At 69.5% G+C, this 12,532-nt stretch carries 11 protein-coding genes; 9 read left to right on the forward strand and 2 right to left on the reverse strand.

All coding sequences use genetic code 11. The features are described 5' to 3' along the window. Nucleotides 1–3 precede the first annotated feature (3 nt). Nucleotides 4–291, reverse strand: coding sequence for an Asp-tRNA(Asn)/Glu-tRNA(Gln) amidotransferase subunit GatC (gatC, locus tag ISO4_RS02635; RefSeq protein ID WP_067604856.1), 288 nt, complete (start codon nt 289–291; stop codon nt 4–6). Between the two features lie 207 nt (nt 292–498). Here gatC and ISO4_RS02640 point away from each other — a divergent pair, with 207 nt between their 5' ends. Genes ISO4_RS02640 through ISO4_RS02675 form a run of 8 tightly spaced genes read left to right on the forward strand, consistent with a single transcriptional unit; the run spans nt 499 to nt 10,171 of the window. Then, nucleotides 499–1,536, forward strand: coding sequence for a rod shape-determining protein (locus tag ISO4_RS02640; RefSeq protein ID WP_194855120.1), 1,038 nt, complete (start codon nt 499–501; stop codon nt 1,534–1,536). An 18-nt stretch (nt 1,537–1,554) separates the two neighbouring features. Further along, nucleotides 1,555–2,436: a rod shape-determining protein MreC gene (gene mreC / locus ISO4_RS02645; protein ID WP_142948938.1), complete on the forward strand. Its 882-nt coding sequence runs from the start codon at nt 1,555–1,557 to the stop codon at nt 2,434–2,436. Continuing rightward, entirely contained in the window at nt 2,426–2,920 is a 495-nt protein-coding gene (gene mreD, locus ISO4_RS02650; RefSeq protein ID WP_228547871.1) for a rod shape-determining protein MreD, read from the forward strand. The genes mreC and mreD overlap by 11 nt, the downstream gene beginning before the upstream one ends. A gap of 41 nt (nt 2,921–2,961) precedes the next feature. Continuing rightward, entirely contained in the window at nt 2,962–3,540 is a 579-nt protein-coding gene (locus ISO4_RS02655) for a Maf family protein (protein ID WP_142948937.1), read from the forward strand. A 15-nt stretch (nt 3,541–3,555) separates the two neighbouring features. Beyond that, entirely contained in the window at nt 3,556–7,386 is a 3,831-nt protein-coding gene (locus ISO4_RS02660) for a YhdP family protein (protein WP_323745324.1), read from the forward strand. Then, nucleotides 7,379–8,254 (forward strand): carbon-nitrogen hydrolase family protein, encoded by an 876-nt coding sequence (locus ISO4_RS02665; protein WP_228547872.1) that lies wholly within the window; start codon nt 7,379–7,381, stop codon nt 8,252–8,254. The genes ISO4_RS02660 and ISO4_RS02665 overlap by 8 nt, the downstream gene beginning before the upstream one ends. Next, nucleotides 8,244–9,707: a metalloprotease TldD gene (gene tldD / locus ISO4_RS02670; RefSeq protein ID WP_194855052.1), complete on the forward strand. Its 1,464-nt coding sequence runs from the start codon at nt 8,244–8,246 to the stop codon at nt 9,705–9,707. The genes ISO4_RS02665 and tldD overlap by 11 nt, the downstream gene beginning before the upstream one ends. Beyond that, nucleotides 9,707–10,171, forward strand: a complete 465-nt coding sequence (locus tag ISO4_RS02675) for a cyclic nucleotide-binding domain-containing protein (protein WP_194855053.1) — start codon at nt 9,707–9,709, stop codon at nt 10,169–10,171. The genes tldD and ISO4_RS02675 overlap by 1 nt, the downstream gene beginning before the upstream one ends. 401 nt (nt 10,172–10,572) lie before the next feature. On the opposite strand, the gene yjgA is transcribed toward ISO4_RS02675, so the two are convergent. Continuing rightward, entirely contained in the window at nt 10,573–11,109 is a 537-nt protein-coding gene (gene yjgA, locus ISO4_RS02680) for a ribosome biogenesis factor YjgA (RefSeq protein ID WP_194855054.1), read from the reverse strand. Between the two features lie 52 nt (nt 11,110–11,161). On the opposite strand from yjgA, the gene pmbA reads away from it, so the two are divergent. Continuing rightward, a complete protein-coding gene (pmbA, locus tag ISO4_RS02685; protein WP_142948930.1) occupies nt 11,162–12,517 on the forward strand; it encodes a metalloprotease PmbA in 1,356 nt (451 codons plus the stop codon). Nucleotides 12,518–12,532 lie beyond the last annotated feature (15 nt).

A 12,532-nucleotide genomic window follows, 5' to 3' on the forward strand; every position in this document is an offset into this window, starting at 1 on the left:
TGGTTACTCAATCACCCGGGGTACCAGGAAACAGCCGTCCTCGCTGGCCGGCGCGAGAGGCAGGACCTTGTCGCGCACGTCCGGTTCGGTGACCCGGTCGTCGCGCAGGGGCTGGCTGACCTCGAGGGGGTGGGCCAGGGGTTCGACCTGGTCCACGTCCGCCTGCTGGAGCTGGTCGACCATGCCGAGGATGTCGTTAAGGCGGGCGGACAGCTCCGCGGTCTCGCTGTCGTCCACCCGCAGGCGGGCCAGGTGGGCCGCGCGCGCCACCACCTTGGAATCAATGGCCATGGGCGTTCTCCGCAAAGGCTGGGGAAGGGCGCAAAATTACCACAGACCGGGGCGCGGACAAACCGTGAAGAGCGTATGGGACCGGGTTCGCTTGCCGAAACCCGGCGCCGTTGCTAGAGTTGCGCCATTCTGTTGCAAGGGCGTGAACAGGCCCGCCGGCAACACCCTCTTTTCTCCACGACCCTCAGGAAACAGGCCAGGATGTCCGTGATTAAGCGCATTCGGGGGATGTTCTCCACCGATCTTTCCATCGACCTTGGCACCGCCAACACCCTTATTTACGTTCGCGGGCGCGGTATCGTACTGGATGAGCCCTCGGTGGTGGCCATTCGTCATCATGGCGCGCAGAAAAGCGTTGCCGCCGTGGGCGCCGACGCCAAGCGGATGCTGGGGCGCACCCCCGGCAATATCACCGCCATCCGCCCGATGAAGGACGGCGTGATCGCGGACTTCGACGTCACCGAGAAGATGCTGCAGTACTTCATCAAGAAGGTGCACGACACCGGCTTCTTCCCGCCGGCGCCCCGGGTGCTGGTGTGCGTGCCCTGCAAATCCACCCAGGTGGAGCGCCGCGCGATCCAGGATTCCGCCTTCGGCGCCGGGGCCCGTGACGTCTATCTGATCGAAGAGCCGGTGGCGGCCGCCATCGGCGCCGGCCTGCCGGTGGAAGAGGCGCGCGGCTCCATGGTCGTGGATATCGGCGGCGGCACCACCGAAATCGCCCTGATCTCCCTCAACGGCGTGGTCTATTCCGAATCCGTGCGCACCGGCGGCGACCGCTTCGACGAGGCCATCGTCGCCTTCGTGCGCAAGGAATACGGCTCGCTGATCGGCGAATCCACCGCCGAGCGCATCAAGCACGAGATCGGCACCGCCTATCCGGGCGGCGAGATCCTCGAGATCGACGTACGCGGCCGTAACCTGGCCGAGGGCGTGCCGCGCCAGTTCACGCTCAACTCCGAGGAGATCCTGGAAGCCCTCAAGGACCCCCTCTCGGTGATCGTCAACGCGGTCAAGAACGCGCTGGAAGCCTCGCCGCCGGAGCTGGCGTCGGACATCGCCGAGCGCGGCCTGGTGCTGACCGGCGGCGGCGCGCTGCTGCGCGACATCGACCGCCTGCTCACCGAGGAGACCGGTTTGCCGGTGATCATCGCCGACGACCCGCTGACCTGCGTGGCGCGGGGCGGCGGCAAGGCCCTTGATCTGATGGATACCCAGGGTCTGGACATGCTGGCCATGGGCTAACGGTTCCCACCGCCGCCCATGTATTCCGCCAACCCCACCTACCGCCTGCTGATCGCGCTGGTTCTGGCCGTCGTTCTGATGGCCCTGGACCAGCGCAGTAAGTGGGTGGAGCCGCTGCGTTACGGCGTCGGCTATCTGACCGCCCCGGTGCACTATCTGGCCCACCTGCCGGTGGATTCCGCCCGCTGGCTGGGGCGCCTGTCCGAAACCCGTTCCAACCTGATGGAATCCCGCGAGCGCCTGGAGCGCCAGGTGCTGATCCTGGAGCAGAAGGTCCAGCGTCTGGCGGTGCTGCAGGCGGAAAACGTGCGCCTGCGGGAATTGCTCAACTCCTCCGCCAATTTGGACGCGTCGGTGCTGGTGGCGGAGATCATCGGCGTCGACCCGGACCCCAACCGCCAGGAGCTGGTGATCAACAAGGGCGGCCAGGACGACGTGCTGCAGGGTCAGGCGGTGCTGGAATCCCAGGGGCTGATCGGCCAGGTGGTGGAAGCCGGGCCGCTGTCCGCCCGGGTGCTTCTGATCACCGACGCCAGCCACGCCATGAGCGTGCAGGTGAACCGTAACGGGGTGCGCGCGATTCTGGCCGGCACCGGGCAGGGCAGCCGGCTGCGGCTGCTGTACGTGCCCGATACCGCCGACATCAAGGAGGGCGACCTGCTGGTGTCCACCGGCCTCGGCCAGCTCTACCCGCGCGGCTACCCGGTGGCCCGGGTGAGCCGGGTGAGCCACCAGTCCGGCGCCGCCTTCGCCGACATCGAGGCGCGCCCCACCGCCCGCCTGGACCGGGTCAGCCATGTGTTGCTGGTGCAGTCCATGGAACCGGTGTCGATCCCGGACGTGGCCCCCGAGTCGCCTTCCGATGAGCCGACGCCCGAGGAGCTGCCCGATGATGAATAACGAGCGGCCGGCCGGCACCGGCGTGATTCTGGTGACCTTCGTGGTCGCCGCCCTGCTGGAAGTGATCCCCCTTAACCAGACGCTGGACTGGGTGCGCCCGGAATGGATGCTGCTGGTGCTGCTGTACTGGGTGCTGTCGCTGCCGCACCGCATCGGCGTGCTGTGGGGCTTCCTGGTGGGGCTCTACCTGGACGTGCTGGTGGGCGCCACTCTCGGCCAGTGGGCCCTGTCCTACGCCTTCGGCGCCTACTTCATGCTGGCCGCCTACAAGCGCATGCGGGTGTTTCCGCTGCTGCAGCAAAGCGCCGTGGTGTTCCTGCTGGTGGGCTCCGCCAATCTGATCGCCTACCTGGTGCAGGAGTCCGTCGGCCGGACCCTGTATCCTCCCTATACGATTCTCTATTCCGCCGCCGCCAGCGCGGTGCTCTGGCGGCCGCTGTGCACGGCGCTGCGCTGGACCCAGCACCGCTTTCTGGTGCGCTGACAGCGCGGCCCCGTTGAGCCCCCGGAACCAAGGAGCGCTCCATGCTTTACCTCGCATCCGGCTCGCCCCGGCGGGCGGAACTGTTGGCGCAAATCGGCGTGCCTTTCACGGTGCTGAAAGCACCGGGCATTGACGAAACCGTCCACGCCGGCGAAGCCCCCCGCGACTATGTCGCCCGCATGGCGCGGGAAAAAGCCGCCGCCGGCCGGGCCGCCGCGCCCGGCCCGGAGCCGGTGCTGGGCGCCGACACCGCGGTGGTGCTCGGCGAGCGGGTATTGGGCAAACCGGACAACGACGACCAGGCCCTGGCCATGCTCCGCGACCTGCAGGACCGGGAACACCGGGTGCTCTCCGCGGTCTGCGTGATGGCCGGCGACACCCCGCGCCTGGCGCTCTCCGAGACCCGGGTCCGGCTGCGCGCGCTCGACGATGAGCGCCTGCGCGCCTACGTGGCCACCGGCGAAGGGCGCGATAAAGCCGGTGCCTACGGCATCCAGGGGCTGGGCGCGGCCCTGGTGGCGTCGCTGAGCGGCAGCTACAGTGGGGTGGTCGGCTTACCCCTGGAAGAAACGGTGCCGCTCCTGGAATGGGCCGGCGTGCCCTACTGGCAACCCTGTTGATCGACTGAGGCCACGGTGAAAAACGAAAGCCCTCGCTGGAGATCCCCCCTGCGTGGCCGGCTATGGTGGCTGGTGGCGATTCCGGTGCTGTTGCTGGCGGCCTACGTGGTGGTGGCGCGCCAATTGATGCTGCTGGTGCCCGATTACCGCCAGGAGCTGGAAGCGGTGCTTGAGGAGCATCTCGGCTTCGCCATCGTCATCGAGCAGCTGGACGGCAGCATGGACGGCCTCACCCCGCGCTTCGAAGTGCGCGGCCTGACCCTGCCGCACGCGGAAGGGGAGCCGGCGCTGCGCCTGGACCAGGTGTCGGCCAGCGTGTCGATTCTGCCGACCCTGTTCCACCGCGACCTCTACCTGCGGGAATTGCGCATCAAGGGTGTGGACGTGCACCTGGTCCGGGGCGAGGACGGCGGCATCCGCCTGCGCGGCCTGGAAGCGCTGCAGGACCGGGAGCAGGGCGACCCGGCCGACAGCCTGCGCGCGCTCTACCGGCAGCAGCGCATTCTGGTGGAAGACGCGCGCTTCTCGCTGGACTGGCCCGGCCTGCCGCCGCTGGCGGCGTCCTCCCTGACCCTGGCCGTGGACAACAGCGGTGACGGCCACGCGGTGTCGGTGCGGGTGGAAGCCCGCGACCGGCCGTTCTCGGTGGACGCCCGCCTGCGCGTGGACGGCGACCCGCTGAGCCTGGACCAGCTCAATGCGCGCGGCTATCTGGACGTCAACGGCGAGCGCCTGCACGAATGGTTGCCCGAAGCGCGGGACTGGCCGCTGGATCTGGCCGGGCTGGACGGCCGGGTGCGCGCCTGGACCGCCATTTCCGGCGGCCAGGTGCGCTCCGCCCAGGTGCGCCTGGGCGCGCCGTCCGTCACTCTTACCGACGGCGACCAGCCGTGGTCGCTCACCGATATCAATCTGGACGCCCAGCTGAGCCGGCGGCCCAACGGCGACGGCCAGTTGTCGCTGACCGCGCTGAGCGGCCAGACGCCGGCCGGCGCGGTGGCGCCGGGCCCGGTGGCGCTCAGGTGGCGGATCGCCGAACGCGGCGCGCACTGGCGTTTCCAGGGCGAGGACCTGGCGATCCACGCGCTCAGCCGACAACTGTCGGAGTGGCCGTTCGTGCTGCCCGAGGGGCTGGGCACCATTCGCGACCGGTTGCGTGAGCATCAGCCCCGGGGCGTGCTGCAGCAGCTCTATCTGGCCGGCGTGGAAGGCCGCGTGGACGCCATCCAGGCCCGTTTCGCCGGCCTCGCCGCCGACGCCCTGGACCGGGTGCCCGGCGCCCGCGGCCTGAACGGCTGGGTGGCCGGCGGCCCCCGCCACGGCGTGGCGCGCGTCAACGGCGACCCGCTGCAGCTCACCGTGCCCCGGCTCTACGATCACCCCCTGAGCACCCGGTTCAACGGCGTGCTGCGCTGGTTCAGCGACGCCGGCCGCTGGTCGGTGGAGACCGGCACCCTGATGGCCGCCAACGCCGACGCCCGGGGCGTCGCCATGTTCCGGCTGGAGGGCGGCGACGGCCTGCCGGTGCCGGAGCTGCGCCTGCTCGCTGACCTGCACGACGGCAACGCGGCGCGGGCGGCGCACTACGTTCCCATGGAAAGACTGCCCGACCCGCTCAGTGAATGGCTGGCCCAGGCGTTCCGTGGCGGGCAACTGGACGAGGGCCGTTTCCTCTACCGGGGGCCGATTAAAATCGACCCGCAACGGCAGCAGGACCGCACCTTCCAGATGCGTTTCCAGGGCCGTGATATGGCGTTGTCGTTCCTGCCCGACTGGCCGGTGGCCACCGGCGTTCAGGCCGATGTGCTGATCGACGGCCGCGAAGTCAGCGGCCAGGTGGCCCGCGGGCGCCTGTTCGACAGCGAACTGAGCCGGGTCACCGTGGACCTGCCGGCGGTGGACGACCCCTCGCGACGGCATCTGGTGATCCAGGGGCGGGTGCAGGGCCCGGCCACCGACCTGGACCGTGTGTTCCACGACACGCCGCTCGCCGGGCAGCTGCCCGACGGGCTGCTCGACTGGCGGTTCCGCGCCGGCCAGGTGGGCGGGCACCTGCTGCTGGATCTGCCGCTCACCAAAAACGGCAGCGAGCCGATGGTGATTGTCGACGGCCGGGGCGACGGCGTCACGCTGGCCAATGAGTCTCTGGATCTCACCGTCACCGATGTCACCGCGCCGGTCTATTTCCATCTGCGCGAAGGCATCAATATGCCCAGCCTGGAGGGCAAGGCGTTGGGCGGCCGCTTCACCGGCTCCTGGCTGACGCGGGGGCCGGACAGCCAGATGCAGCTCACCGGCGCCTTGCCGGTGGCGCGGCTGCGCGACTGGTCGGGGATGGACTGGCCGGTGCCGGTGAGCGGGCGGTTGCCGCTGGAGCTGGACCTGGGCATGCCCTGGCGGGGCATGCCGCTGCGCGTGGAGGCGCGCTCCACCCTGGAAGGGATCAAGGTGGACGCCCCCGCGCCCCTGGGCAAAAGCGCCGAGAGCCTACGCGGCAGCCGGCTGGTGTGGCGCGCCGGCCGCGAGCAGAGCCTGAGCGTCAACTACGGCGAGGTGGCGCGCGGCCGCTTCCGCACCGGCGACAACTTCGCCGGCGCCCTGGGCCTGGGCGGCGTGGCGCCACCGGCGCTGCCCGAGCGGGGGCTGGTGATCGAAGGCCGGGCGGAGCGCGCCAGGGCCGCCGACTGGCTGGACTTCGTGCAGGGCCTGAACAAAGGCGGCGGGCAGGGCGGCGGTGGCCCCGTGTCGCCGTCGTTGGTCCGCCGCGTGGCGGTCACGGTGGCCGACTTGGACCTGTTCGGCGTGGCCCTGTCCGACGCCCGGTTCATCGCCGCGCCCCACCAGAGCGGCTGGGAATTCAATATGGCGGCGCCGGCTCTGGCCGGCACGCTGCGCCTGCCCGCCAACTACCGGGCCCGGGGCGATCGGCCGATGACGCTGTCCATCAGCCGTCTGCGGCTGCCGGATAATCCGCTCACCGGTGGCGCCGACGGCGAGGCGGGCGACAACGGCCGGCGCCCGTCGCCCACGGACGTACCGGTGATGGACGTGACCCTTACCGACGCCCGCATCGGGCGCGAAGTGCTGGGCGACTGGTCCACCCGCATCCGCCCGGTGGACGGCGGCGCGCGCGCCGAGGCTTTGCGCGGTGAATGGCGTGGCGTCCAGGTGGACGGCAACCTCACCTGGACCGAGACCGGAGCGGGCAGCCAGCGCACCCGCTACCAGGGCAGTGTGGTCTCGGGCGATCTAAAGGACACCCTCACCGCCTGGGGCCTGCCGGTGTTGCTGGAAAGCGACGACGCCCGCGCCACCCTGGATCTGTCCTGGCCGGACTGGCCGCTGAGCCCCGACTATCTGGCCCTGACCGGCGACGCCCGGCTCGACATCGGCGAGTGCCTGATTCCTGATCCGCAAAAGCGCACCTCGGTGCTGCGCGTGCTGGGGGTGCTTAACGTGGCCAACATCCAGCGCCGGCTGCGTCTGGATTTCTCCGACCTCTACCAGGACGGGCTGAGCTGCGATTCGATCAAAGGCGACTTCGTGTTCGACGGCGCCGCGCTCACCGCCCGCGACGTGTCCATCGAATCGCCGTCCGCCGCCTTCGAGATCAACGGCCAGGCCGATCTGGCCGCGCAGACCCTCAATCAGGAAGTGGCCATGACGCTGCCGCTGTCCAGTAACCTCTACGCCGGCTGCATCGCCGGCCCGGCGGTGTGCGCCGGTATCTTTGTGGTGGAACGCCTTTGGGGTGATAAGCTGGATAAAACCACCACCATCACATACCAGGTATCCGGCCCCTGGCAGGATCCCCAGGTGAAGGAGACGGAGGGCTTTCTTGAGTAACAGGCAGGACGCAACGGCGCGTTGTCGCGTGGCCGCCGTGCAGATGACCAGCGGCGCCGACACCGACGCCAACCTGCGCGCCGCCGGCGAGGCCCTGGCCCGCGCCGCCGAGGGCGGCGCCGAGCTGGCGGTGCTGCCGGAGAACTTCGCCGGCTACGGCGTCGACTACCGCGCCCTGGGCGAGCGCTACGGCGAGCTGTGCGGCTGGCTGATCGAGCGCGCCCGGACCCTGGGCCTGTGGGTGATCGGCGGCAGCATCCCGGCGTTGACCCGGCCCGGCGGCGAACCGGTGCCGGCGCCCCGGGTGCGCACCCGCAGCGTGCTGGCCGGCCCTGACGGCGAGATCACCGCCCTCTATGACAAACTGCACCTGTTCGACGCGGACGTGAGCGACCGCCAGGGCCGGTACCGGGAATCGGACGTGTTCGAGCCCGGCGAGCAGGCGGTGGTGGCCACCGCCGCCGGCCTGCAGGTGGGCCTGGCGATCTGCTACGACCTGCGTTTTCCGCTGCACGCGCGGGTGCTGGCGGACCGGGGCGCCGGTCTTATCGTTTATCCCAGCGCCTTCACCGCCACCACCGGCGCCGCGCACTGGGCATTGTTACTGCGCGCCTGCGCGGTGCAGAACGGCTGCTACGTGCTGGGCGCCAACCAGTGCGGCCGGCACAGCGAGACCCGCGCCAGCTTCGGCCATTCCATGCTGGTGGACCCCTGGGGCCGGGTGGTGGCCGGCGCCGAAGGCGACCAGGCGGATCGCCCCGGCGTGGTGTTCGGCACCGTCGACCCCGCCGTGCTCGATCAAGTACGCTCCGGCCTGCCGGTGCACACCCATCAACGATTCAAGGTGAACGGTCCTTATGATCTCTAACCAACGGACCTCCGACAGCGAACGGCTTTCCCTGGCCTCGGACATTCTGCTGGCCCCGGCCCAACTGGGCACCGACCAGCTGCAGAGCCTGCTGGGCGGCAAACTGGCCGGGCGCGCCGACTACGCCGACGTCTACTTCCAGCACAGCCGCCACGAGGCCTGGATTCTCGAGGACGGCCTGGTGCGCGACGCCAGCTTCAACCTGGAGCGTGGCGCCGGGGTGCGTCTGGTCAGTGGCGACAAAACCGGTTTCGCCTACAGCGACGACATTTCCCTGGACGCGCTCACCCAGGCGGGCAGTGCCGCCGCCGCCATCGGCCGTCAGGGCAAGGACCAATCGGTGCGCATCGGCGCCGCCAAAACCATGCCCGCCCGCTATCCGGCGCTGGATCCGCTGCCCGGTTGGAGCAGCGAGATGAAAGTGGCGCTGCTGCAGGAGATGGACCGCCTGGCCCGCTCCCTGGACCCGGCGGTGAAGGAAGTCACCGTCAGCCTGAGCGGCGAGCAGGACGTGGTGTTGGTGGCTGCCACCGACGGCACCCTGGCGGCGGACGTGCGGCCGCTGATCCGCTTCAATATTTCCGTGATCGCCGAGCGGGGCGGCCGCCGCGAGCGCGGCAGCGCCGGCGGCGGTGGCCGGGTGGCCTACGACTGGCTGCGCCAGGACGGCCGCCTGGAAGCCTGGACCCGCGACGCGGTGCGCCAGGCGCTGCTCAACCTGGACGCGGAACCGGCGCCGGCGGGCACCATGCCGGTGGTGCTAGGTCCGGGCTGGCCCGGCGTACTGCTGCACGAAGCGGTGGGCCACGGCCTGGAGGGCGACTTCAACCGCAAGGGCACCTCCATGTTCGCCAAGATGATGGGCCAGCAGGTGGCGTCCAGCCTGTGCACCGTGGTCGACGACGGCACCCTGCCGGACCGGCGCGGCTCGCTCACCGTCGACGACGAAGGCACCCCGGGCGGCTACAACACCCTGATCGAGAACGGCAAGCTGGTCGGCCACATGCAGGACAAGACCAACGCCCGCCTGATGGGGGTGGCGCCCACCGGCAACGGCCGCCGCGAATCCTACGCCCACCTGCCCATGCCGCGCATGACCAACACCTACATGCTGCCCGGCGAATCCGACCCGGAAGAGATTCTCGCCAGCCTGGATCGGGGTATCTACGCGGTGAACTTCGGCGGTGGCCAGGTGGACATCACCTCCGGGCGCTTCGTGTTCTCCACCAGCGAGGCCTACCTGGTGGAGAAGGGCAAGATCGTCTGCCCGGTGAAGGGCGCCACCCTGATCGGCAGCGGCGCGGAAGTGATGAACCGCATCTCCATGGTCGGCAACGACCTGGCGCTGGATTCCGGCATCGGCGTGTGCGGCAAGGACGGCCAGTCGGTGCCGGTGGGCGTCGGCCAGCCCACCCTGCGGGTGGACGCGTTGACGGTGGGCGGCACCGCCTGATGCCGGTGTCGGTGCCGGAAGTCCTTGCGCGCATGCGCCTGTTCGACGGTCTTAACGCCGACGAGCTGGCGGTGGCGGAGAAGCTGGTGTTCGTCAACCGCGCCGCCGCCGGCGACACCGTTTGCCGCGAGGGCGACCGCAGTGACTTCCTCTGTTTCGTGGTGCGCGGCCGCCTGGACATCCTCAAGGCGCAAAACGCCAGTGGGGCGGCCGTGATCGCCCATCTCAACCCCGGTGATTCCCTCGGCGAAATGGCGCTGGTGGATCACCAGCCCCGTTCCGCCACGGTGCGCGCCGCCGAGGACACCACCCTGGTGGTGCTCACCCGCAAGGGCTTCGAGCAGCTGCGCCGCCGCGAACCGCGCGCCGCCGCCGTGCTGATGGAGAACATCGCCCGCCTGCTGTGCGAGAACCTGCGCCAGACCTCTTCCCGCCTCGCTCAGTTCATGCCCCCACTCGGTTAGCTGCAAGCTTCAAGCTACAAACGGGGCCTTGCTGGAGTAACGGCCGTGCCACTGCCAAGGCGTTAGCAAGTTGAAAGTTGCAAGTTGAAAAAACAAGGGCGCATGCGGCGGGCGGTTCAGGATGCAGGATACAGGATGCAGCGCGGAACCGGCTGGAGCGGACGGGTCGGTGCTACGCCGCGCACGTTGGCTTTTCCGCAATTCCGGCCTTGCGGAAAAGCAACGCCATCTGGACCCGCTCAGCGTCGCCCCTGTATCCTGAATCCTGCATCCTGTATCGGGCGGCGAATGCCGCCCTCGCTCTAGCCGCCGGCACGGCCTCCCTTTTCAACTTGTTAACGTTTCAGTATCGGCACGGCCCTGACTCCAGCACGGCCCAGCTTGCAGCTTGAGGCTTGCAGCTAGTACAGCGGCGCGTTCTTTTCCAAATCGTTGAGCAGGCTCTGGAAGCGTTTGCGCTCGCGTTTGAAGCGGGCGCGCTGGTCCGCGTCGGCGGCGTCCGGGTCGGCGGGCCGGGCCTTGATCAGGTTGCGGGCCTGGTTGCGCAGCGCCTGGCGATCCCCCTCCGGGTATTCGGTGAGCACCTGCTGCAGCACCGGCTCCGCCTCCTTGGGGCCGTCGCAGGCGGCGACCTGTTCGGTCCAGTGTTGCAGGCGCTGCTGGCGCAGCGGGTTCCGCAGGGCCTCCACGGCGCTGACGATGGCGTCGCTGTCGGCGTCGTAGATCAGGCGGCCGATGAACAGCGCATGGCGCCGGCGGGCGTCCAGGTTGGTGATGCGGCGCGCTTCGTCGAGCGCTTTCTCGAGGCCGTCGGTGAGCGGCAGGCGGGCGCGCTGCTCCGGTTTCAGGCCCATCAGGGTCAAGCCCACTTCCTGGAGTGCCTGCATATCCTGCTTGCGGCGTGTTTTGCTGGCGGGGGTATCGTTATACTCGGTCATGATTCCAGGGAAGCAGCGCTTCCAATAATGCATTGAATGGAAAACGTATTTTATGTCCGAAAACGCCAGCGTGACAGCGAATCTCGGCCCGCAGCATCTGGGGGCCGCCCGCGACACCGTGGCACAGGTGCTGGAAGAGGCGAAACGCCAGGGCGCCAGCGCCGCCGAAGCCCAGCTGAGCCTGGCCCAGGGGTTGTCCGTGGACGTCCGTCTGGGCGAAGTGGAAACGGTGGAATTTCACCGCGACCGGGGCCTGGCGGTGACGGTGTTCTTCGGCCAGCGCAAGGGTCAGGCGTCCACCTCCGACGACAGCCCGCAGAGCCTGCGCGACGCGGTGGCCGCCGCCTGCGCCATCGCCCGTCACACCGAAGAGGACAAGTACGCCGGCATCGCCAGCCCCGAGCAGCTGGCCGACCGGATACCGGACCTGGACCTGTACCATCCCTGGGCGCTGAGCACCGAGCAGGCCATCGACGACGCCCTGCGCTGCGAAGCGGTGGCCCGCGACGACGAGCGCATCGTCAATTCCGAGGGCGCCTCGGTGTCCACCGGCAGCAGCCTGCGGGTGCTGGGCACCAGTGCCGGCTTTCTGCAGGGCTACGCCGGCACCATGCACTCACGCAGTTGCGCGGTGGTGGCCGAGGACGACCAGGGCATGCAGCGTAATTTCTGGTACGACGCCGGCCGCCGCGCGGATTTGCTGGCCTCCGCCGAGCAGGTCGGTGAGCGGGCCCGCGAGCGCACGCTGGCGCGGCTGGGCGCGGAAATCCCCGACACCGCCGAATTGCCGGTGCTGCTGGCGCCGGAGATCGCCGCCGGCCTGCTCGGCCATTTTATCTCCGCGATCAGCGGCGGCAGCCTCTACCGGCGCGCCTCGTTTCTGCGCGACCGGCTCGGAGAGCGGCTGTTCCCGCAAGGCATCGATGTGCGCGAGCAGCCGTTGCTGCCGGGCGCCAACGGCTCGGCGCCGTTCGACGGCGACGGTCTGGCGACGCGGGACCAGGCGTTCGTGGAAGACGGGGTGCTGCGCCGCTACGCGCTGGGCCTGTACGCCGCGCGGCGGCTCGACATGGCGCCCACCGGCAACGGCAGCGGCGTGCACAACCTGTCGATCTCGGATACCGGCGAGGATTTCGACGCCCTGGTGCGGCGCATCGACCGGGGTATTCTGGTCACCGAGGTGATGGGCCAGGGCGTTAATCTGGTCACCGGCGACTACTCCCGGGGCGCCTCGGGTTTCTGGATTGAGAACGGTGTCATACGCAAACCGCTTCAGGAGTTTACCATTGCCGGGAATCTGGGGGAGATGTTCGCCGGCATCCAGGGCAGTGGCACGGACGTGGACCGCCGCGGCAATATCGCGTGCGGCTCGCTGTTGCTGAGCCCGATGAAAATCGCCGGCGCCTGAGGTCGCCGGCGGCGT

The sequence above is a fragment of the Alloalcanivorax venustensis ISO4 genome, from assembly GCF_015356855.1.
GTDB lineage: Bacteria > Pseudomonadota > Gammaproteobacteria > Pseudomonadales > Alcanivoracaceae > Alloalcanivorax > Alloalcanivorax venustensis.

Excerpts from the sequence above, each read along its gene's own strand:
- gatC (WP_067604856.1), bottom strand. The coding sequence starts at position 291 with ATGGCCATTGATTCCAAGGTGGTGGCGCGCGCGGCCCACCTGGCCCGC.
- mreC (WP_142948938.1), top strand. The coding sequence starts at position 1,555 with ATGTATTCCGCCAACCCCACCTACCGCCTGCTGATCGCGCTGGTTCTG.
- mreD (WP_228547871.1), top strand. The coding sequence starts at position 2,426 with ATGATGAATAACGAGCGGCCGGCCGGCACCGGCGTGATTCTGGTGACC.
- ISO4_RS02655 (WP_142948937.1), top strand. The coding sequence starts at position 2,962 with ATGCTTTACCTCGCATCCGGCTCGCCCCGGCGGGCGGAACTGTTGGCG.
- tldD (WP_194855052.1), top strand. The coding sequence starts at position 8,244 with ATGATCTCTAACCAACGGACCTCCGACAGCGAACGGCTTTCCCTGGCC.
- ISO4_RS02675 (WP_194855053.1), top strand. The coding sequence starts at position 9,707 with ATGCCGGTGTCGGTGCCGGAAGTCCTTGCGCGCATGCGCCTGTTCGAC.
- yjgA (WP_194855054.1), bottom strand. The coding sequence starts at position 11,109 with ATGACCGAGTATAACGATACCCCCGCCAGCAAAACACGCCGCAAGCAG.
- pmbA (WP_142948930.1), top strand. The coding sequence starts at position 11,162 with ATGTCCGAAAACGCCAGCGTGACAGCGAATCTCGGCCCGCAGCATCTG.